The 19971-nt window shown below is 69.9% G+C and carries 19 protein-coding genes; 8 read left to right on the top strand and 11 right to left on the bottom strand.

Annotation, left to right across the window (positions count from 1 at the left end; all coding sequences use genetic code 11):
• The first annotated feature begins 30 nt into the window (after window positions 1-30).
• The 7 genes from HMPREF0321_RS12885 to HMPREF0321_RS12855 all read left to right on the top strand — a co-directional run bounded on the left by HMPREF0321_RS12885 (window position 31) and on the right by HMPREF0321_RS12855 (window position 7266).
• Window positions 31-807 carry a response regulator transcription factor gene (locus HMPREF0321_RS12885; RefSeq protein ID WP_006947081.1) on the top strand — a complete coding sequence of 259 codons (777 nt, stop codon included), beginning with the start codon at window positions 31-33 and terminating at the stop codon, window positions 805-807.
• Window positions 808-915: 108 nt separating this feature from the next.
• Window positions 916-1818: an ABC transporter ATP-binding protein gene (locus tag HMPREF0321_RS12880; protein WP_006946977.1), complete on the top strand. Its 903-nt coding sequence runs from the start codon at window positions 916-918 to the stop codon at window positions 1816-1818.
• The gene (locus HMPREF0321_RS12875) at window positions 1818-3029 is read left to right on the top strand and encodes an ABC transporter permease (RefSeq protein ID WP_006946997.1); all 1212 of its coding nucleotides are present in this window, start codon (window positions 1818-1820) and stop codon (window positions 3027-3029) included. The genes HMPREF0321_RS12880 and HMPREF0321_RS12875 overlap by 1 nt, the downstream gene beginning before the upstream one ends.
• Before the next feature lie 105 nt (window positions 3030-3134).
• Window positions 3135-4502: a hypothetical protein gene (locus tag HMPREF0321_RS16830; protein WP_006946983.1), complete on the top strand. Its 1368-nt coding sequence runs from the start codon at window positions 3135-3137 to the stop codon at window positions 4500-4502.
• Between the two features lie 178 nt (window positions 4503-4680).
• Window positions 4681-5544 (top strand): HAD family hydrolase, encoded by an 864-nt coding sequence (locus HMPREF0321_RS12865; RefSeq protein ID WP_006947074.1) that lies wholly within the window; start codon window positions 4681-4683, stop codon window positions 5542-5544.
• A gap of 98 nt (window positions 5545-5642) precedes the next feature.
• Window positions 5643-6455 carry an RNA methyltransferase gene (locus tag HMPREF0321_RS12860; RefSeq protein WP_006946927.1) on the top strand — a complete coding sequence of 271 codons (813 nt, stop codon included), beginning with the start codon at window positions 5643-5645 and terminating at the stop codon, window positions 6453-6455.
• A 157-nt stretch (window positions 6456-6612) separates the two neighbouring features.
• Entirely contained in the window at window positions 6613-7266 is a 654-nt protein-coding gene (locus tag HMPREF0321_RS12855) for a VOC family protein (protein WP_038566581.1), read from the top strand.
• A 263-nt stretch (window positions 7267-7529) separates the two neighbouring features.
• On the opposite strand, the gene purB is transcribed toward HMPREF0321_RS12855, so the two are convergent.
• The 8 genes from purB to HMPREF0321_RS12815 all read right to left on the bottom strand — a co-directional run bounded on the left by purB (window position 7530) and on the right by HMPREF0321_RS12815 (window position 16484).
• Complete coding sequence (purB, locus tag HMPREF0321_RS12850) at window positions 7530-8951, bottom strand: adenylosuccinate lyase (RefSeq protein WP_006947045.1); 1422 nt, start codon at window positions 8949-8951, stop codon at window positions 7530-7532.
• Window positions 8952-9007: 56 nt separating this feature from the next.
• A complete protein-coding gene (locus HMPREF0321_RS12845) occupies window positions 9008-9352 on the bottom strand; it encodes a hypothetical protein (RefSeq protein ID WP_136788595.1) in 345 nt (114 codons plus the stop codon).
• A 226-nt stretch (window positions 9353-9578) separates the two neighbouring features.
• Window positions 9579-10367 carry a VOC family protein gene (locus tag HMPREF0321_RS12840; RefSeq protein ID WP_006946998.1) on the bottom strand — a complete coding sequence of 263 codons (789 nt, stop codon included), beginning with the start codon at window positions 10365-10367 and terminating at the stop codon, window positions 9579-9581.
• Window positions 10368-10737: 370 nt separating this feature from the next.
• On the bottom strand, window positions 10738-11943 hold the full coding sequence (gene galK, locus HMPREF0321_RS12835; RefSeq protein ID WP_006947075.1) for a galactokinase: 1206 nt from the start codon (window positions 11941-11943) through the stop codon (window positions 10738-10740).
• Complete coding sequence (galT, locus tag HMPREF0321_RS12830; RefSeq protein WP_040015075.1) at window positions 11940-13067, bottom strand: galactose-1-phosphate uridylyltransferase; 1128 nt, start codon at window positions 13065-13067, stop codon at window positions 11940-11942. Before galT ends, galK begins: the two co-directional genes overlap by 4 nt.
• A complete protein-coding gene (bioD, locus tag HMPREF0321_RS12825) occupies window positions 13067-13789 on the bottom strand; it encodes a dethiobiotin synthase (RefSeq protein ID WP_006947077.1) in 723 nt (240 codons plus the stop codon). The genes galT and bioD overlap by 1 nt, the downstream gene beginning before the upstream one ends.
• On the bottom strand, window positions 13786-15120 hold the full coding sequence (locus tag HMPREF0321_RS12820; protein ID WP_254653999.1) for an 8-amino-7-oxononanoate synthase: 1335 nt from the start codon (window positions 15118-15120) through the stop codon (window positions 13786-13788). The genes bioD and HMPREF0321_RS12820 overlap by 4 nt, the downstream gene beginning before the upstream one ends.
• Window positions 15117-16484 (bottom strand): adenosylmethionine--8-amino-7-oxononanoate transaminase, encoded by a 1368-nt coding sequence (locus HMPREF0321_RS12815; RefSeq protein ID WP_006947086.1) that lies wholly within the window; start codon window positions 16482-16484, stop codon window positions 15117-15119. Before HMPREF0321_RS12815 ends, HMPREF0321_RS12820 begins: the two co-directional genes overlap by 4 nt.
• A gap of 147 nt (window positions 16485-16631) precedes the next feature.
• Between HMPREF0321_RS12815 and HMPREF0321_RS12810 the strand changes: the two genes are divergently transcribed.
• Window positions 16632-17042 (top strand): hypothetical protein, encoded by a 411-nt coding sequence (locus tag HMPREF0321_RS12810; protein ID WP_006946976.1) that lies wholly within the window; start codon window positions 16632-16634, stop codon window positions 17040-17042.
• 6 nt (window positions 17043-17048) lie between these two features.
• On the opposite strand, the gene HMPREF0321_RS12805 is transcribed toward HMPREF0321_RS12810, so the two are convergent.
• From HMPREF0321_RS12805 to bioB, 3 genes are all read right to left on the bottom strand, one after another.
• A complete protein-coding gene (locus HMPREF0321_RS12805) occupies window positions 17049-18452 on the bottom strand; it encodes a M1 family aminopeptidase (RefSeq protein ID WP_006947073.1) in 1404 nt (467 codons plus the stop codon).
• Window positions 18453-18574: 122 nt separating this feature from the next.
• On the bottom strand, window positions 18575-18877 hold the full coding sequence (locus HMPREF0321_RS12800; RefSeq protein ID WP_136788592.1) for a hypothetical protein: 303 nt from the start codon (window positions 18875-18877) through the stop codon (window positions 18575-18577).
• Between the two features lie 26 nt (window positions 18878-18903).
• Window positions 18904-19941, bottom strand: coding sequence for a biotin synthase BioB (bioB, locus tag HMPREF0321_RS12795; RefSeq protein WP_006947112.1), 1038 nt, complete (start codon window positions 19939-19941; stop codon window positions 18904-18906).
• Between the last annotated feature and the right edge of the window lie 30 nt (window positions 19942-19971).

Genomic DNA, 19971 nt, shown 5'->3' with positions numbered 1-19971 from the left:
GAGGCAGCGAACGACAGGAGGGTGGGCCTGATGGACGCGCTCAAGGTCGTCATCGTCGATGACCAGAAGATGGTGAGCAGCGGATTCTCGCTCATCCTGTCCGTGGAGGACGACATCGACGTCGTCGCCACCGCGACGAACGGGGCGCAGGCGCTGGACGTGGCCCGCGAGGTGCGGCCCGACGTCACCTTGATGGACGTGCAGATGCCCGTCATGGACGGCATCGAGGCCACGCGACGGTTCGTCGACGAGGGGCTCGGGCGCGTCGTCATCCTCACGACGTTCGATCGCGACGACTACCTCTTCAGTGCGCTCGACGCGGGCGCCAGCGGCTTCTTGCTCAAGAACGCCGACGCGGACGACCTCGCCGACGCCGTGCGCGCCGTCGGGCACGGACACGCCCTGCTCGCCCCGGAGGTGACGCGCCGCGTCATCGAACGACGCGTGCAGGACGGGTCGCTCGGCGCGGGCTCCGAGGCCGCCCGGGCCGCTGACGACGGCCCGGGCAACGTCGGACCGACGACGTCGGCCTGGCCCTTTGCCTCATCGGCCCACTCGACGCCCTCGCTGTCCCCGAGCAGGACGGGCGACGGCGGCCGTCTCGATGACCTCACCCCGCGCGAACGGGAGGTGCTGGGTCTGCTCGGGCGTGGGCTGTCCAACGCGGAGATCGCGGCGGCGCTGTTCGTCGGTGAGGCCACCGTCAAGACACACGTGTCGAACGTGCTGATGAAGCTCGGTCTGCGCGATCGGGTGCAGGCCGTCGTCGCGGCCTATGAGACGGGCCTGGTGCGCGTCGGCGACTGACAGCTCCGTCGCGAGGGGGAGGCGCGAAGATCCGTCGCGCGCCGGATCCGGCGCGGCGGCCAACGCGACAGGCTGAAGGAACGATCGAACATGACGAGGGAGCGGAACATGTTGGAAGCCAGAGGCCTGACCCGCAGGTTCGGTGACAAGACGGCCGTCGACGACGTGTCGTTCGAGGTCGCCGACGGGCAGGTGACGGGTTTCATCGGCGGCAACGGCGCCGGCAAGACCACGACGATGCGGATGATCATGGGCGTGCTCGAGCCCAGCGCCGGGGAGGCGTTGTGGAACGGCGAGCCGATGACGCGCGAACATCGCCGGCGCATCGGATACATGCCCGAGGAGCGGGGGCTGTACCCGAAGCAGCCCCTCATCGACCAGCTCGTCTACCTCGCCCAGCTGCGCGGCGTCGCACCCGCTGCGGCGCGTGCCCGCGGGCTCGAACTGCTCGAACGGTTCGGCCTCGGCGACCGAGCGAAGGACAAGCTCGAAGCGCTGTCGCTCGGCAACCAGCAGCGCGTGCAGATCGCGGCGTCCGTCATCGCCGAGCCGGACGCGCTCATCCTCGACGAGCCGTTCAGCGGCCTCGACCCGCGCGCCGTCGACGCGATGGCCGACCTGCTGCGCGAGTTCACCTCGCGCGGCGTGCCCGTGCTGTTCAGCAGCCACCAGCTCGACCTCGTCGAACGCCTCTGCGACAGCCTCGTCTTCCTCGCGGGCGGCCGCGTCGCCGCGCAGGGCACGGCCGCGCAGCTGCGCCGCAGCGGACGCGTCCGTCACCGCCTCGTCCTCGACTCCGACGCCGGGTGGGTGCGTGACGTCGCCGACCGTCTCGGCATCGGTGTCGTCGACGTCGACGGCCCGCGGGCGCTGCTCGAACTGCCCGACGACGCCGAGGGCCGCGAAAGGGCGTCCGACGAGTTGCTGCGCACCGTCATGGCACGCGCGAGCATCCGCGAATACGCCGAGGTCCTGCCCCAGCTCGCCGACATCTACCGGGAGGTGGCGTGATGAACGTCCAGACAGCTCAGCGTGATTCGCGTCCGGCGTGGCAGATCGTCGCCCTGCGCGAGATCGCCGTCAAGGCGCGCGACAAGAACTTCCTCGTCGGCCTCGGCGTCACCCTCGCCATGGTGATCGGCACGTTCGCCGTGCAGGTGTGGATCGCCGGCAAGACCGACACGCAGAAGGTCGCGATCGTCGACACGAAGGGCGCCTCCGGGCCGTCGGCGAAGCAGGTCGTCGACGTCGCTGCGACGAGCGCGAAGGACGGCGGCGCGAAGGTCGAGTACACGAGCACGGCCTTCCCCGACGATGCCGCAGCCCGCGCCGCCGTCACGAAGGGCGACGCCGACGCCGCACTGCTGCGCACCAACGGCGGCTGGCAACTCGTCGGCGACAAGAACATCGACGACGGGTTGAAGAAGAACGTGACGACGAGCGCCGCACAACTGACGCTCGCGTCGAACGCGGCATCGCAGGGCGTCGAGCTGTCGTCGCTGACGAAGGGCGGCGCCGTGGCGACGTCGACGCTCAGCTCCGACGCCGACCGCGCCGGGCTCGCGAAGGTGGTGTCACTCGTCTTCGCGTTCCTGTTCTACTTCGTCGCGTTCATGTTCGGCATGCCGATCGCGCAGAGCGTCGTCGAAGAGAAGCAGTCACGCATCGTCGAGATCCTCGCGAGCGCGGTGCCGCTGCGCCACATCCTCGCCGGAAAGATCATCGGCAACGCGCTGCTCGCCATCGCTCAGGTGACGTTGCTCGCCGCCGTCGCACTCATCGGGTTGAGCCAGACCAAGTGGAGCGCCTTCGTCGGCACCGTCGCGGGCGCCTCCGGATGGTTCCTGCTGTTCTTCCTCGTCGGATTCTTCGTCGTCGCCTGCATGTTCGCCGTCGCCGGCGCGCTCGCCTCACGCAGCGAGGACGTGCAGTCGACGTCGCAGCCCGTCGTCATGCTCGTCGTCCTCGTGCTCGTCGTCGGCATGTCGCTCAGCGGCACGGCCCAGGTCGTCGCCTCGTACGTTCCGGTCGTCTCGACCGTGACGATGCCGGCACGCATCATGGACGGCAGCGCCGCATGGTGGGAGCCGATCCTCGCCATCGGCATCGCGATCGTCGCGGCGTACGTCATCACCCGTCTCGCGACGCGGCTGTATGAGCGCAGCATCATGCGCACCGGTGGGCGCCTGTCCTACCGCGAGGCGTTCAAGCTCGGGGCCTGACGTCTCTGCCGTCCACTGTCGCGCGGCGACCGGGCCGTGGATGGCGCCGCGGCACGTACATTGGGAGCAAGTTTTTTCGTACCTCGAATCATGAAGGAGAGGGGCATGTCGACCAACGACGAGTCCGGCCAGGGCTCGACCTGGAGCGCAGACAACAACGAGCAGGCCACCCACGTCGCGGGTGGCACCGGCGCCGGCGCGACGCCTGGGGGTTCCACGCCCGCCGGGGCCGCGTCGTCGGACGCGGGAGTCTCGATGTCCAAGGACACTGCTGCCTCCGACGACCACACGCAGGCGATCGGCAGTGACGCGACGCGCGTCGCCCCACGCTCGGATGCGCCGGCTCAGCCGGCATGGGGCCCGTCGAGTCAGGGTGGGCAGCAGAACGCCGCGTCGTCGCAGGCATACCCGAGCGCGCCGGGGGTCGGCTATGCCGGGCCGCAGGGCGGTGGCCAGCCTGGGTATGGCCAGAGCGGATACGGGCAATACCCCGGCGGCCAGAACCCGGCGGGTCCGTCGTACGGCCAGGGCGGTTACCCGGCCGCTCCGCAGAGCGGTTATCCGTCGACGCCGCAGGGCGGCTACCCGTCGTCCCCGCAGGGCGGCTACCCCTCGTCCCCGCCCCAGGGCGGCTACCCGTCGTCCCCGCCCCAGGGCGGCTACCCGTCCGCGCCCCAGGGCGGCTACCCGTCGTCTCCGCAAGGCGGTTACCCGTCGAACAACCCGCAGGGCGGCTATCCGTCGAACAACCCGCAGGGCGGCTATGCGTCGTCACCGCAGGGCGGTTACCCGTCCTCGCAGAGTGCGGCGGTGTCGAACCAGCAGCACTACACGTCGGCGCCGTACGGTCAGTCGTTCGCACCGGGCGTCGGGCAGACGGGCGCGGCGACGGCGACCGGCGTCGGCGCGTCGCACGCAACGTCGACCGCCTCGCCTGTCGCGAAGTTCGGGCCGTTCGTGCCCGCGCTGCTCGGGCTGATCGCGCCGTTCGTGGCGTGGGTGACGTTCAAGGCCGGCAGCGAGTCGGTGGCACTCAACGGCATCGGCGGCAACAGCAACACCGCGAACTCCGCGCTCGGTGGGTCGAAGAACACGGCGGGCATCTTCGTCGCGATCCTCGCCCTCGGCCTCGTCGCCGCCGGGGTGCTCGCCTTGCTGGGCAAGCTCAACGCCAAGGTGGCGGGCCTCGTGACCGCGGCGATCGGACTCGTCATCCTCATCCTCGGCATCGTCCAGTTCCCGTCCGCGTCGAGCGCCGTGAGTTCGAATGGTGCGGCCGCCGGATACACCGCGACGATCGGTGCCGGCGTCTGGTTGACGTTGCTCTCCGGCCTCATCGCGATCGCCGTCGGCGTCGTCGCGTTTCTGCAGTCGCGCAAGGCGGACGCGACGAACCCGTCGGCGCACAACACGTCGAACGTGCAGAACAACGGGCAGGGCCCGCAGCAGCCGTGGGGTCAGCAGACCTACTGACACGCTCAACGGCACGCACCTGACGAGGCCGGCTCGCCCCAGACGGGGTGGGCCGGCCTCGTCGACGCGGTGGTGACGCTGCGTCGACTCCTCTGTCGGACGCGGCTGGACCCCGGCCGTGTACGTCCCGCGACGGATGGTCACCGTCAGGAGGGGCCGTTGCGCCTAGGGTGGGTACGTGACTGTCTCTGACACCTGCGCGCCGCCCCCGTCGACCGGTTCGGCGGTTTCGTCGCAGCCGGATGGCAAGGAGTGGCCGCCGCTCATGGTGTGCCTCGACATCGATGGCACCCTGCTGCAGTACGACGGCACGATGCACGACGTCACGCGCGACGCCGTGCGCGCCTGTGTCGAGGCGGGGCATCAGGTCGTGCTGTCGACAGGGCGTGCGGTGATCGCGACGAAGCCGATCATCGACATGCTGGGCCTCTCGTCCGGCTACGCGGTGTGCTCGAACGGCGCGATCACGCTGCGTCTCGACAGCTCACTACCCGACGGGTTCGAGACGATCGAACGCGTCACGTTCGACCCGACGCCGGCGCTGCAGATGCTGCGCGGACAGTGGGAGGACGCCGTCATCGCCGTCGAATCGGGTGACGTGTTCAAGGTGACGGCGCCGTTCCCCGACGGTGAACTCGACGGCGAGCAGGTCGTCGTGCCGTGGGAGGAGCTGATGACGGAGCCCGTCACGCGCGTGACGTTCCGCTCGCCGACCGGCACGAGCGAGGACTTCCTCGACCTCGCCGAACGCGTCGGCCTGCACCAGGTCAACTACGCCGTCGGGTTCACGGCCTGGATGGACATCAACCCCGAGGGCGTGACGAAGGCGTCCGCGCTCGAGCAGGTGCGGCGCAAACTGTGCGTGGAACCAGCGAACACGGTGGCCGTCGGCGACCAGCGCAACGACGTCGAGATGCTCGAATGGGCCGCGCGCGGCGTCGCCATGGGCCAGGCGCCCGACGAGGTGAAGGCCGCCGCCGACGAGGTCACCGCCCCCATCGACGACGACGGCGCCGCCCTCGTCCTGCGCTCGCTCATCTGACCCCCTTCTGCGATCGACGTCCACATTCGCGATTCCCGTACCCATCTGCGCACGGCGTCCACCTTCGCGTGAGACGCGTCGATTTGGGATGATGGGGCGTGCCTGATCTTCACCTGACGTCCGCGACGAACCCGCGCCTCAAGGGCCTCGTCGGCCTGCGCAAGCGCCGCACGCGCGAGACCGAGGGCCTGACGCTCGTCGAGGGGTACGACGAACTGGGTCTGGCGCTCGACGCCGGCGTCCGCCCGCAGACGCTCTACGTCTGCGACGAGTTGATGCTCGACGCGGCGCGGCAGCACGACGTCATCGACGCGGCGCGCACTGCGGGCGCGGAGATCGTCACCGTCGCGCGTCAGGCTTTCGAACGCGTCGCGTATCGCGAGGGGCCGGACGGGTTCCTCGCCGTCGTGCCGAGCGTCAACGCCCATCCGCGCATGCTCGACCTGCCCGCCAACCCGCTGCTGCTCGTCGCCGAGGGCGTCGAGAAGCCCGGAAACCTGGGCGCGATGCTGCGCACGGCTGACGCGGTGGGCGTCGACGGTGTCATCGCGGCCGACCCTGTCACCGACTGGGGCAACCCCAACGTCGTCCGCGGCTCGAAGGGCACCGTCTTCAGCGTGCCGGTTGCGGCGGCACCCACGTCAGAGACGCTGGAATGGTTGCGCGACAACGACATCCCCCTCATCGCGACGACACCCGACACCGACGTCATGCACACCGACATCGACCTGTCCGGGCCCGTCGCCGTCGCCGTCGGCACCGAGAAGTACGGCCTCACCGACGAGATGCTGGGCGCCGCGACGTCCCGCGTCCGCATCCCGATGGTCGGGCAGGTCAACTCGCTCAACGTCGCGACGAGCGCCGCCATCGTGCTCTACGAAGCCATGCGACAGCGCGGCGTGCGGGGCTGACGAGCGGCCACCCGACGCACTCAGGTGACCCGGCGCCGCGAGCGAGGTGCCCCCCGCCACCCGTCCGCACCGGGGCGCCAGCCGGTGACGCGGCCCCGCGTCGCCGAGACGTGACCCTGATTACAAGCTGTGTTGGGTGACGTGGCACAGTGTCTCCATGCGGATTGACCACGTGATGTATGCGGCCGAGAATGACGGCCTGCAGGCCACAGCCGAGCGCCTCTCGCAGCAGCTCGGCATCGAAGTGCGTGACGGCGGCGTGCACCCGCGCTTCGGGACGCGCAACATGATCCTGCCGCTGAGGCAGGGGCGTTTCGTCGAGGTCGTCGAAGCGCTGGAGCACCCGAGCGTCGACAAGATGCCGTTCGGTCAGGCCGTCAAGGCTCGCTCCGCCAACGGCGGCGGTTGGGTCGGCTGGGTCGTCGAACTCGACGACATGAGCGGCCCCGTCGCCAAGCTCGGCCGCCCCACCACGGAAGGTCGCCGTCACCGCCCCGACGGCGCGGAGATCACGTGGCAGCAGATCGGCGTCAGCGACCTCGTCGTCGACCCGCAGCTGCCGTACTTCATCCACTGGGACGATCCCGCGCAGCACCCGTCGAAGGACGGCGCCACGGACGTCGCGCTCAAGGGCATCATGCTTGCCGGCGCGCCCGAGCGCGTGCGCGAATGGCTCGGCCTGACGGGCGAACCCGGCGTCGACCGCGAGGACTGGGAGCCCGACATCGACTTCCAGTTCGTCGCGCCGCACGGCACCCCGTCGGTGCTGTCGGTGACGTTCGCGACCGCCAAGGGCGACGTCACGATCTGATGATTTGAGGGGCGGCGTTCCGTCCTGACGTCGAGGGCCGAAACTCTGCAGTCCAGAGTTTCGGCCCTCAACGCATCTGGTGAGGTCTGAAACTCCGCATTGCGGGATTTCAGCCCCCAACAGCCGCGTTGAGAGCTGAGGCCCCGACATGCAGGATCTCAGCTCTCAGCGAGGCAGCCGCGGGCTTCAGCAGATCGCCAAGGGGCGCACGAGCGTTCGTCGCAGGCCCGTGCACGTCGAGCGTCGAAATGATCCGCTGGGCGTCAGACCTCGAGGAAGTCGACCAGCTGCGGAGCGATACCGACGTACGTCGCGGGCGTCATCTCGACGAAGCGTGCTTCGACGTCGGCGGGCAGGCCGAGGGCGCGCACGAACTCGCGCAGGTCGTCGCCGGTGATGCGGCGTCCGCGCGTCAGTTCCTTGAGGCGCTCGTAGGGCTGCTCCATCCCCGGCACGCCCTGGGCGCCGAGCGCGCGCATCGCCGTCTGGATCGGCTCGCCGAGCACCTCCCAGTTGGCTTCGAGGTCCTTGGCCATGGCGCCCGGCACGGGGTCGAGACCGCCGAGGCCCCGCGCGACGTTGTCCATGGCCAGCACCGAGTGCCCGAATGCGGTGCCGATGTTGCGCTGCATCGAGGAATCCGTGAGGTCGCGCTGCAGGCGCGACGTGACGAGGGTCGAGCCGAGGACGTCGAGCAGCGCCGAGCTGACCTCGAGGTTCGCCTCCGCGTTCTCGAAGCGGATCGGGTTCACCTTGTGCGGCATCGTCGACGATCCGACGGTGCCCTGGCCGCGCACCTGCGCGAAGTAGCCCATCGAGATGTAGGTCCACACGTCGGTGCACAGGTTGTGCAGGATGCGGTTGAAGCGCGCCATGTCGGCGTACAGCTCGGCCTGCCAGTCGTGGCTCTCGATCTGCGTCGTGAGCGGGTTCCACGTGAGGCCCAGGCCCTCGACGAAGCTCTGGCTCAGCGCCGGCCAGTCGGCGCTCGGCACGGCGGCGGTGTGCGCGCCGAACGTGCCGGTGGCGCCGTTGAGCTTGCCGAGGAACTCCTGGGCCTCGATGCGGCGCAGCTGTCGGCCGAGGCGGTGCGCGAGCACGGCGAATTCCTTGCCCATGGTCGTCGGCGTCGCCGGCTGGCCGTGCGTGTGCGCGAGCAGCGGCACGTCCCGCATGTCGCGGGCCATCGTCGCGACCTGCTCGACGAGCGTCGTCGCCTTCGGCAGCCACACCTGCTGCGTCGCACGCTGCACCATGAGGGCGTAGCTGAGGTTGTTGATGTCCTCGCTCGTGCAGCAGAAGTGGATGAGTTCCGAGAGCTGCTCGGCGTCGTCGTGGCCAGCGTCGGCCACGATCTGCGTGAGGCGGCGCTTGAGGTAGTACTCGACTGCCTTGACGTCGTGCACCGTCTCGCGTTCGATCTCGGCTAGTTCGGCGATGTCGTCACCGTCGAACTCCTCGACGACGTCGCGCAGCGCCTCCTTCTCGCCGTCGTCCAGCGCGCGCACGCCGTCGAGAATGCCGGCGTCGGTGAGGTGGATGAGCCACTCGACCTCGACGTGGACGCGCATCCGGTTGAGCGCGGCCTCCGACAGGTGGTCGACGAGCGGGGCGACGGCGCCGCGGTAGCGGCCGTCGAGGGCTCCGAGGGCGATGGCGGGCTGGGTGTCGGCGAGGCTGTGCATGCACCCATTGTTCCAAACGACGAGCCCCGGACGCGTGTCGCATCCGAGGCTCGTCCTCACGGTGGAGTCAGCGCTTTCGGGCCCGCAGCGGGAGCCACACCGCCAGGCCCATGAGCGCCATCGCCAGCGGGACGTGGACGGCGGCCATGACGTCCTTGCCCTCGTCCACGATGAGCCCCCCCGAGATAGGCCTCGAGGATCAACAGCACCGTCAACGCCAGCGCGCCGAAGGTCAGGTCGGTGCGTTCACGCAGCTTCAGGAACGCCCACACCGTGGCGAGGAGCGCGAACCCGATGGCGGCCTTCCCGCACCACGAATGGACCTCGAGCCAGGGCGTCTTCTCAGGGTCGGTGTCGGGCGTCGACATGAACAATCCGGCCCACAGGCCCTGCAGCAGCACGGCGAGCGACGCGACGCCGACGAGTGCTGCGAACGTACGAGTGGGTGCCGTCGCGGCTGAGGAATTCGCGGGCGTGGAGCTCGTCATGATGGTCCTTCGCGGGGGATGGAGCAGTGTCCCCACAGCAAACCGCATCCACCTAGGAGAAGGCTCTCGTCCGTAACCGGCAGACCTGACAAGTACCCGGGATTTTCCTGGGTCAGGGCTGGCTTACCTCACCCGCTCGTCACTCGGCGTCTCGACCGTTCTCGGCCTCGGGTGAGAAAGCGATGACGTTGAAGGTCTCACCCTCGGGCCCGCGAATCGTCGCCTCCGGCCCGAACGGGGTGTCGAAGCTCATGAGCACCTCGCCGTCGAGCTCTTCGACGATGGCGACGGTGGAGTCGCGGTCGGCGACGACGAAGTGCGTCAACCAGTTCGCGGGAACGTCGTCGGGCAGCTGCGTCGCGAGGTGCATGCCCGCGACGACCTCGCCGTCGCTCGCGCGCTTGATCGTGACGTAGTCGGTGCCCATCTCCTCGTAGGAGAAGCCGAAAACCTTGCCGTAGAACGACTTCGCGCCCTCGAGGTCGCGCGTCATGAGGTCGTTCCAGCCCACGGAACCGGGCTCGTTGAAGATGCCGAACCCGGGGTGCTCGCCGCCCTGCCAGACACCGAACGCGGCCCCCTCGGGATCCTGGAAGAACGCCATGCGTCCTGTGTTCGGCACGTCCATCGGCTCGACGAGCGTGCGGCCGCCGGCGTCGCGGATGGCGCCAGCGGTCGCGTCGACGTCGTCGCTCGCGAAGAACGTGGACCACGCGCTCGGAACGTCGGGCTGCATGCGCGGCGCCAGCCCGGCAGCAGCGTGGTGATGCTTGAGCCCGACGGCGTAGCCGCCCATGTCGTCACCGCCCTCGCGGATCTCCCAGCCGAACAGCTTGGCGTAGAAATCCTTCGCTCGGTGCATGTGGTCGAAGCTGCAGTCGACCCAGTTGGGCGTGCCGGCGGGCCAGTTCGTGGTGCGGGTTGGCATGACGACTCCTTCGGTCGCGGTGAGGCCAGCCGGCCTCGCTCGGTGACGTTCCCAGCCAATCACGTGACGCTGACAACTGCGCGGTTCCGGGCCTGCCGGGAATCGCATCTTGTCCGCGGTGCGTCGGCGCCTCGCGCATGAGGCGCCGACAGGCCTCGCCTACGCCGGCCCCGAGATACCTCAGGATTCGGTCGACGGGCTCGACACCATCGCGCAGCACACCGCCGGTCGACGCCGCGAGGCTGGCCCCCACCGTTCGGTGTGCGCCGAGCGTGGAGAACTGCGTTCGCGACGGGCGCGACGGGTAGCACCTGTGGCACCCGTCGATCAGCCTGGACCGCCGATCGTCGAGTCACTGCGACCAGGTCGCTCAGACGAGCCGATGCGCCCCCGCGCTCGCAAGCGCGACGAAGGGCTCCGGCTCGGGGAAGCCGCCGTCGTGCGCCGCCCGTCGAGCGGCCGCGACGGCATCATCGACGCCTTCGACGTCGACGAGCGCGATGACGCACCCGCCGAAACCCCCGCCCGTCATGCGTGCGCCGTACGCGCCACCGGCGACGAGTGCGGCGGCGAGCGTGTCGACGGCCGGGACGGTGATCTCGAAATCGTCGCGCATGCTGACGTGTGACGCCGTGAGCAGCGCCCCGACGTCAGGCGCTTTGTCCCGCGTCACGCCACCGGTCAGGAGAGCGTCGACGGCGAGGACCCGCGCGGAGTCGGTGATGACGTGGCGCGCGCGGCGGCGCGGCACGTCGGGCAGCCCGGCGAGACGCGCATCGACGGCGTCGACGTCGCGTCCGTCGATCTCGGCGCACAGTCGCCCGCGGGCGATGCCCAGGGCGTCGGCGGCCTCCTCACACGCGCGGCGGCGCTCGCCGTACGCACCGTCGACGAGCTCGTGCGGCGCGTGCGAGTTGACGACGAGCAGCGCGAGGCCCGCGTCGGCGAGGTCGAACGGCACCTGCATCGTCTCGTTCGTCAGCGTGTCGAGTCGCAGCGCGTTCCCCGGTTCGCAGAGCACGGACGCGAGCTGATCCATCGTTCCGGTCGGTGCTCCCGCGATCTCGTTCTCGGCGAGGCGCCCGAGCCTGGCGATGCCCGACCCGTCGAGCCCCCAGCCGGCGAGGTCGTTCCACGCCGACGCCGTCGCACAACTCAAGGACGCCGACGACGACAACCCGGCGCCGCGCGGTACGTCGGCCGCGAACGCGATGTCGAGCCCCGGCACGTCGAGGCCGTCGCGACGGGCGGCCCATCCCACGCCGGCGGCGTAGGACGCCCATCCGAGGCCCGCCTCCCGCGACACCTCGCCGAGACGCACCTCGACACGCTTGCCTTCAGAGGCGAGGCGCACGAGATCGTCGTCGCGTCGACGTGCGACGGCAACCGTACCCGTCGGCAGGGCGATGGGTAGGACGTAACCACCGTTGTAGTCGGTGTGCTCACCGATGATGTTGACGCGGCCCGGCGCCCACCACGCACCGTCCGGTTCGCCTGCGTCCGAGCCGAACTCGCGATCGAACAGGGAGCTCGCGTCGTCGAGCAGCCGACGCTGCGTCGAGGTCGACGTCGTCATGACGACTCACCCACTTCGCGGCCTGGGCCGCCGTCGAACGCGTCTGCCACCTCACGCAGGCGCTGTGCGACAGCTTCGGGGGAGACGTCGTTGCTGAACGCACCCTGCCCCGACTCGGTGCCGGCGAGGTACTTCAGCTTGTCGGCGCTGCGACGAATAGAGAACAGCTCGACATGCAGCCACGCGAGCTCGCGATCCGGGTGATCGGCCTTGGCCGGCGCCTGCTGCCACGCCGAGATGTACGGCAGCGGCGCGTCGTAGAGGGCATCGAAGCGGGTGAGGACGTCGCGATACAGCGCCGCGAGCCCGTCGCGCTGGGCGTCGTCGAGGGCTGCAAGGTCGGCCACCTGCGTCCGCGGATACAGGTGCACCTCGACGGGCCAGCGCGCCGCGAACGGCACGAACGCCACCCAGGTGTCGTTCTCGGCGACGATGCGGGCGCCGTCGGCGAGTTCGCGGGCGATGACGTCGCCGAACAGGTTGCGCCCCGTCGCGTCATGGTGGGCGCGGGCGCGCGCCAACTCCGTCGCCGCGCGTGGCGGCACGAACCCGAACGCGTAGATCTGCCCGTGCGGGTGTGGCAGCGTCACCCCGATCTCGACGCCGCGGTTCTCGAACGGATAGACGTACTCGACGCTGTCGCGCGCGGACAGCTCGCGCGTGCGGTCGGCCCACGCGTCGACGACGAGGCGCGCCTGCTCGAGGCCGAGATCCTTGAACGACGCGTCGTGTCGTTCGCTGAAGCACACCACCTCGCACGTGCCGTGCGCGGGAGCCGAGGCGAACAGCGGGTCGTCCTCGGTCGGGACGTCGACGACCGCGTCCGACAGTGCCGGGAAGCGGTTGTCGAACACGGCGACCTCGTACGAGTCGGACGGCACCTCGCTCGCGTATCCGTCGCGACTGGGGCACAGGGGGCACTCGTCGGCGGGCGGCATGAACGTGCGGTTCTGCCGGTGCGCGGCGAGCACGATCCGTTCGCCGGTCAGTGGATCGCGACGGATCTGCGACATCGGGGTCGTCGTCGGCAGGTCGCGGGTGTCGGGGCTCGGCTCACGGCCCGCGGTGCGGTCGTACCAGCGGATCGTGCGGCCGTCAGCGAGACGGCCGTCGGTTCGGAACATCACAGATGCACCCATTCTGTTGCGTGCGTGCGGAATTCGGCAGGCTCCAGGCTAGCCGCGCCGGTCGGGATGCGGCCGAGGGGCTGGGTGCCGGCCGCGGTGGGCAGGTCGTCGATGTTGGTGCGCTCGGCGAGATCGGGCTCGCTCGGGTAGCTGCCGACGACGTACCCGATGAGGTCGAGCTCGCGGCGAGCGAGCGCCTCGGCGGTCAGCGCCGTGACGTTGAGGGTGCCCAGGCGCGAGGCGACGACGAGGACGAAACCGGCGCGAGCGCCGGCGTCGCGCAACGCGATTCCAAGGTCGGCCAGGGTGTTGCCCTCGCCGTCGAGGTGCACGAGCAGCCCCCCGGCACCTTCGACGATGACGGTGTCGACGTCGTCCCTCTCGGCGATCTCGAGGACGCGACGAGCGTGCTCGGCGACCGTCGGCAGCGTCACCTGGGCCAGCCGAGCTGCGGAATCGGGGGCGAGCGGGTCGGGCAGCCGGACGAACTCGTGCGTCGTGAGCGAGCCCGTGGCCGCGTCGTCGCCACCCAGATCACCGACAAGACGCGCCACCTCGTCGACGTCGCCGGCCTCGCCCGGCGCGAGACCCGTCTGCGTGGGTTTGACGACGGCCACGTGCATGCCCTGAGCGATGAGAGCCGCGGCGATGGCGGCCGTCGTCACCGTCTTGCCGACCTCGGTGTCGGTGCCGGTGACGAGCAGGATGGGCGCGGTCATGCGATCTCCTCGAGAGGTGGGGAAGCGGGCGGGCCGGCAGCAGGTCGCGGCGACTCCGAGCTGCCGGCTCGTTCGTGCGACGTCTCGCGAAGCACGCCGTGCATGATGCGTTCGACGTCTGCGAGGTCGCCGTCAGTGATACCGGCGTTGGCCGTCAGGCGTAGGCGCGAGATGCCGTCGGGTGTGCTCGGTGGGCGGAAGCAGCCGATGCGCAGGCCCTCTCGTCGGGCAGCGTCGACGGCGGACACGGCACTGCGCGGTGACGGCATGGGAACGCTGAGGACGGCGCCCGCAGGCACCTCGACGCCGACGATGTCGGCCAGTCGTGCTGCGACCTCGCGGGTGCGTGCGGCGAGTTCGGGTCGCGCGACGAGCTGGCGCAGAGCACCCAGCGCGGCTCCGGCTGACGCGGGAGCCAGGCCGGTGTCGAAGATGAACGGGCGTGCCGTGTTGACGAGATGCTCGCGCAGCGCGGCCGAGCCGAGGACCGCGCCGCCCTGGGCGGCGAGGGATTTCGACAACGTCACAGTCGTGATGATGCGCTCGCGGCCCGGGCGATCGAGCAGACCGAGCGCCCGCACAAGGCCTTCGCCCCGCTCGCCGATGACTCCGAGGCCGTGTGCCTCGTCGACGACCAGGAGCGCATCGTGCTCGATCGCGAGGTCGAGCAGTTCGCGCAGCGGGGCAGCATCCCCGAGCACCGAGAAGATCGACTCGACGACGATGACGGCGCGCGGCTCGGTGCGTTCGACGAGCTCGTCGCGGACCGCGGCCACGTCGAGGTGCGGAGTGACGGCGACGCGCGCCTTCGCGAGCCGCATCCCGTCGATGAGGCTCGCGTGGTTGTGCGCGTCGCTGATGATGACCGTGTCAGCCGTGCCGAGGGACGTCATGAGGGAGAGATTGGCGTGATAGCCCGTGGAGAACACGAGTGCGGCCTCATGCCCCAGGTGCGCGGCGAGTTCGCGTTCGAGTGCGACGTGCGAGGCATGCGTGCCCGTCACGAGGCGGCTCGCACCGGCGCCCGCACCGTCGTCCTGGAGCGCGGCGACGGCTGCGGCGATGACGTCAGGGTGTCGCCGCAGCGCGAGGTAGTCGTTGCCGGCGAGGTCGATGGGGACGCCGTCGAGCTGGTCGTCGACGGCCGTGCGGGTGAGGCCCACCTCTTCGCGGCGCCGTGCGGCGTCGCGCAGGAAGACGGCGTATTGATCGACCTGACCGCCGCGGACGGTCGCATCCGCTGGGGCTGAGGCGCCGGCGTCAAGGCCCCCGCGTGGCACGGCTGCGCCGTCCGTCGAGGCTTCGGGCTCCATTCCGTCAGGCCTGCTCATCGCGACTGCTCGCTAGCTCGGTAGCCGGCGTCGACGCTCGCCCGCACTGCGGCCGTGACGCCGCGCACGATCGTCGCGAGATCATCGTCGGTGGACACGTACGGCGGCATCGTGTAGATGAGCCCACGGAACGGGCGGATCCAGACGCCTTCGGCCAGTGCCGCCTCAGTAGCGCGCGTCATGTCGACGTCGCCCTCCAACTCGACGACGCCGACCGCACCGATGACGCGGACGTCCTTCACACCCGCGATGCTGCGCAGCGGCCCGAGCCCGGCCTCGAGGGCGCCCTCGAACTGTGCTGCGCGCGTGAGGCGTTCGGCGTCGAGCAGGTCGAGGCTCGCAAGCGCGACGGTGCACGCGAGGGGGTTACCCATGAATGTCGGGCCGTGCATGACAGCGCCCGTGCGATCGCTGATGCGCTGGGCCACCTCGTCGCTGCACAGCGTTGCGGCGAGTGTCAGGTACCCACCGGTCAACGCCTTGCCGACGCACATGATGTCGGGTGTGACGCCGACGCGTTCGGCCGCCCAGAGGGTGCCGGTGCGTCCGAAACCGGTGGCGATCTCGTCGAAGATGACGAGCGCCCCGTGCTCACGGGCGAGTTCGGCGAGGAATCGCACGCACTCCGGGTCGTGGATCCGCATGCCGCCGGCGCCCTGCAGCAGGGGTTCGAGGATGACGGCGGCGATGTCGTCGGCGTGCTCGGCGAACAAGCGCGCGGTCTCGTCCTTCCACGCGGCCATCTCGCCCGCGTCAGCGACGAGGCCGGAAGACGGGTCCGCGGGTGCGGGCGGCAGCGGCGCGAAGATCTGCTCGGGCAGTGTGCCGCGCCAGAGCGTGTGCATACCGCCGTCGGGGTCGCAGACGCTCATCGGGTGCAACGTGTCGCCGTGGTAGCCGCCGCGGACGGTGAGGATGCGACGCCGTGGCCGGTTGTCGGCGGCGAAGCACTGCAGCGCCATCTTCATTGCCACCTCGACGCTGACGGAGCCCGAATCGGCGAGGAACACTCGGTTCAACGCCGCACGTTCCGGCTGTGGGTGCGGCGCCATCGCGACGAGGCGCTCGGCGAGCCGGATCGCGGGTTCGTGCGTCAAACCGCCGAACATGACGTGCGACATGCGCTGTAGCTGCCCCGTGGCAGCCGCATCGAGCTCCGGCACGCCGTAGCCGTGCACGGCGCACCACCACGAGCTCATCGCGTCGATGACGTCGCGGCGCGTTCCGTCGGTCTCGACGAGACGCAGCCGCACGCCGGAGGCAGACTCGACGACGTGGGGCGGTACTCCTGCCGTGGCACTCGCGTAGGGGTGCCACACGTGGGCGGCGTCGAGGGTGAGCAGCGCGTCGACGTCCGTGGTCATGGCCGCATCCTCTCATCCCACGCCCGGTTACCCGCGAGTCCGGAAGGCGGCCTCGAGCACGGGCGGCGTGATGCGTCTCACCCTAGGATCGAGCGCCGACAACCGCGTCCTTCCGCGGTTGTCGGCCGTTCTCGCTACTGTGAGGCCATGATCACGGATCTCGCGGTGACCGCCATGATCGGCGCCTGCGTCCTCGCCGCCATCGCAGCAATGACGGCGTGGCTCGCACGCTCGATCACGTCGGGCACGCTGCCCTTCGGCGGTAGGCTCGCGCTGCGCCCGCGCGGCGTTGCACGCACCCCTGAGGCGTTGCTCGACGCCAACCGCGCCGCCGCGCCCTTCATGATGCGTTACGCGCTCATCGTGGGGGTGCTCGCCGTTCTCGTCATCCTGGTCGCGCCGTTCAGCGACATCGCCGCCGTGATCGTGCACCTCGTGGCCATCGTCATGGTGTGCCTCGGCGCATGGGTGTGCTGGGCGAAGGCGCGACGAGCCGCCGCGTCTTCGTCCGTCGTGGATCCCACCGTCGGGACGACGGATGCCGCGCGGCCCGAGTAGCGCAGATCAGATGCCGTAGCGACGAAGGAAACCGCTGAGATCCTTGCCCGCGGCCTTCTGCGCCTCGGCCTTGAACTGGGCGCGGGTGATGCTCGAGTGGGCGTGGCCCGTGGCCAACGTGCGCAGGAATGCCGTGAAGCGCGGTGCGCGCGCCTGCTCGATCGAGCCGTCCATCTCACGGCGCAGCTCCCGCATGAGGCCACCCGCGTACTGATACGTCAGCTTCGCCACCTTCATGTGGGTCGGCACGCGCCAGGTCGTGGGCGGCGTCAGCAGGGGAGCCCACATCGCGGCGGAGGTGCCTGACGTGGCACGCAACATCTGTACATAGTCCCATTCCAGGAGCTGCGCCAGGCCCTCCTGGATCAACACGACGTCCGCCCAACTCGCCGCGGTCACGCTGTTGCCGAACCACATGTGCGCATTCTCGTGGGCGACGAACGCGGCTGTGTTGCAGGACGCGTCGTAGGTCGGCCCGCCGACGGTCTCCTGAGCGCCCACACCAATATCTTTGACCAAGACCCCGCCTGCGTGCGAGAAGGGGAAGCTGCCGTAGCGCGCCGCGAAGTACGACAAGGCCCGCGGGGTGTGATCGAGCAGGGTCGACTTCGTGAGCCCCGGCTGTGCCGCCACGCCGTAGGGAACGTCACGCCCGCCGATCGACCACGTACCCGAGGTGACGCTGAACGGCCCGACGGCGAGGCCGAGTTGGTAGGTGGCGCTGGGTTCGGCGACAGCGAAGCGAATGTTCGTCATCGCGGTGCGGCCCGAGGTGTAGAACGTCTGTGAGGTCGGCCTCGCCAGCATGACCCGGTTGGCCCGCTGGGTCGAGATGCTGACGCCGTAGGTCGATTTCACGTCGAGCCGGTCGTTGCACGGGAACCAGTGCGTGGCGGCGATCGGCTCGCCGGCGACGACGAAGTACGGCCCGGCGCTCAACAGCGAGGCGGTGCGGTTCGCGTCGGCGGAGACGTTGTAGCCGACCTTGAGCGTGAATCGCGCTCCCGCCGGCAGCGAGAAGCCGCTGACGGTGAATCGGCGATGCCCGCCCTGGTCGCCGTACGTCGTGGCGACGCTGGACGTCCTGGAGAATCGCACGGCCTTGCCGTTGATCGACACGACGTTCGGTGTGTGCTGGAAGTCGACGAAGAGGTTCGTCATAGATCGCGCAGCGACGCACGTCATCGTCGTCGAACCGAAGAGCCGCGGCGAGCTGCCGGTGAGGATCGTGTCACCGATCTGGTAGTGCAGCACGCGGTAGCGGCTGTCGCCGAAGCGCGGGTACGAGGGGTCTGTGGTGTCGGCCAGTGCTGACGTCGTCGAAGTGGCGACACAGCCCAGGGCCGCGGCGCCCGCACCGCCCAGGAGCGCATTCCGGCGGCTGACGTGTGAACAGGTCAATTCGGGCATCGTTCCCCCTCGCGACATGGGCCTCGACCCCTGTCGATGCCTGAACCCTCAGGATACGTTCAGATGTGACTCGGGTCACTCCCGACGTCGCTCACGACCTCGCGTCTGCCGGCCACTCGCGGTCAGACGCCGGCGCCGCCACTGATCGCGCCGTGACGCGAGCACTCGGCCGACCATCCCGTCGGGATGATCTGCACCTTCATGCGCCGCGCGCACTGCGCGCAGAAGCGCGGCGGCTCTTCCGAGGCGAGCCACCGAGCGCACGTCGCGTGGTCGGCCGCCTCGGGCGCCAACCCGCACCGCGTGCAGAACGCGGGCTCATCACCCGAGTTGCCCGCCGCCGCGACCTGCGAACCCCGCCCACGCACAGCCGGGCCCCCCACGACCGCACCCTGGTCGCGGCCCGGCAGCGTCGCGTCACTCATCGTCGTCATCTCTCGTGCAGGGCGCGTCAGAGTGTCGCGTTGAGGGCCTTGATCGGCATGTTGAGCTCGCCGAGCAACGACAGGTCTTCCTTCGGGTCGCGCCCGAGCGTCGTCAGGTAGTTGCCGACGATGACGGCGTTGATGCCGCCCATGAGCCCGTCACGCGTGCCGAGGTCACCGAGCGTCAGCTCCCGGCCGCCCGCGTAGCGCAGGATCGTGCGCGGCAGTGCGAGACGGAACGCGGCGATCGTGCGCAGCGCGTCGTTCGACTCCATCGGCTCGATGTCGCCGAACGGCGTGCCGGGGCGCGGGTTGAGGAAGTTGAGCGGCACCTCGTGCGGCTCGAGCTCGGCGAGCTGCGACGCGAGTTCTGCGCGCTGCTCGAGCGTCTCACCCATGCCGACGAGACCACCGCAGCACAGTTCCATGCCGCTGGCCTTGACCATCGTGCACGTCTCCCAGCGCTCCTCGTACGTGTGCGTCGTGACGACGTCGGGGAAGTACGACTTCGCGGCCTCGAGGTTGTGGTTGTAGCGGTGCACACCCATGTCGCGCAGGTCGTCGACCTGCTCCTGCGTCAACATGCCGAGAGACGCGGCGACCTGGATGTCGACCTCGTCGTGGATCGCCTTGACGCCCTCGCGCATCTGCTCCATGAGCTTCGCGTCCGGCCCGCGCACGGCGGCGACGATGCAGAACTCCGACGCGCCCGTCTCGCGCGTCTGCTTCGCGGCGCGCACGAGCTGCGGAATGTTGAGCCACACCGAACGCACCGGCGACGTGAACTGCCCCGACTGCGAGCAGAAGTGGCAGTCCTCGGGGCAGCCGCCCGTCTTGAGGGAGACGATGCCCTCGACCTCGACCTCGTCACCGTTGTACTTCAGGCGCACCTCATGGGCGAGCTGCAGCAGCTCCTCGAGGCGATCGTCACCTGTGCGCAGCACCTCGACGAGGTCGTCGTAGCCGAGCGGCTTGCCCTCCTCGAGCACGATGCGGCGAGCGCGCGCCAGTACGTCCTCGTCGGACGTGGGAGCCTGCGTGAGCGGTGCGTCGGTGATAGTCATGCGGCCTAGGTTAACGACCATTAACCGAGA

The sequence above is a fragment of the Dermacoccus sp. Ellin185 genome (assembly GCF_000152185.1).
Lineage (GTDB): Bacteria > Actinomycetota > Actinomycetes > Actinomycetales > Dermatophilaceae > Dermacoccus > Dermacoccus nishinomiyaensis.
The sequence above is the reverse complement of the archived record's forward strand: the minus strand, read 5'-3'. Positions and strand labels throughout refer to the sequence as shown.

Excerpts from the sequence above, each read along its gene's own strand:
- galT (WP_040015075.1), bottom strand. The coding sequence starts at position 13,067 with ATGTTCCGAACCGACGGCCGTCTCGCTGACGGCCGCACGATCCGCTGG.
- HMPREF0321_RS12855 (WP_038566581.1), top strand. The coding sequence starts at position 6,613 with ATGCGGATTGACCACGTGATGTATGCGGCCGAGAATGACGGCCTGCAG.
- HMPREF0321_RS12840 (WP_006946998.1), bottom strand. The coding sequence starts at position 10,367 with ATGCCAACCCGCACCACGAACTGGCCCGCCGGCACGCCCAACTGGGTC.
- HMPREF0321_RS16830 (WP_006946983.1), top strand. The coding sequence starts at position 3,135 with ATGTCGACCAACGACGAGTCCGGCCAGGGCTCGACCTGGAGCGCAGAC.
- HMPREF0321_RS12815 (WP_006947086.1), bottom strand. The coding sequence starts at position 16,484 with ATGACCACGGACGTCGACGCGCTGCTCACCCTCGACGCCGCCCACGTG.
- galK (WP_006947075.1), bottom strand. The coding sequence starts at position 11,943 with ATGACGACGTCGACCTCGACGCAGCGTCGGCTGCTCGACGACGCGAGC.
- HMPREF0321_RS12805 (WP_006947073.1), bottom strand. The coding sequence starts at position 18,452 with ATGCCCGAATTGACCTGTTCACACGTCAGCCGCCGGAATGCGCTCCTG.
- HMPREF0321_RS12885 (WP_006947081.1), top strand. The coding sequence starts at position 31 with ATGGACGCGCTCAAGGTCGTCATCGTCGATGACCAGAAGATGGTGAGC.
- HMPREF0321_RS12800 (WP_136788592.1), bottom strand. The coding sequence starts at position 18,877 with ATGAGTGACGCGACGCTGCCGGGCCGCGACCAGGGTGCGGTCGTGGGG.
- HMPREF0321_RS12875 (WP_006946997.1), top strand. The coding sequence starts at position 1,818 with ATGAACGTCCAGACAGCTCAGCGTGATTCGCGTCCGGCGTGGCAGATC.
- HMPREF0321_RS12880 (WP_006946977.1), top strand. The coding sequence starts at position 916 with ATGTTGGAAGCCAGAGGCCTGACCCGCAGGTTCGGTGACAAGACGGCC.
- HMPREF0321_RS12820 (WP_254653999.1), bottom strand. The coding sequence starts at position 15,120 with ATGAGCAGGCCTGACGGAATGGAGCCCGAAGCCTCGACGGACGGCGCA.
- bioD (WP_006947077.1), bottom strand. The coding sequence starts at position 13,789 with ATGACCGCGCCCATCCTGCTCGTCACCGGCACCGACACCGAGGTCGGC.
- HMPREF0321_RS12810 (WP_006946976.1), top strand. The coding sequence starts at position 16,632 with ATGATCACGGATCTCGCGGTGACCGCCATGATCGGCGCCTGCGTCCTC.
- purB (WP_006947045.1), bottom strand. The coding sequence starts at position 8,951 with ATGCACAGCCTCGCCGACACCCAGCCCGCCATCGCCCTCGGAGCCCTC.
- bioB (WP_006947112.1), bottom strand. The coding sequence starts at position 19,941 with ATGACTATCACCGACGCACCGCTCACGCAGGCTCCCACGTCCGACGAG.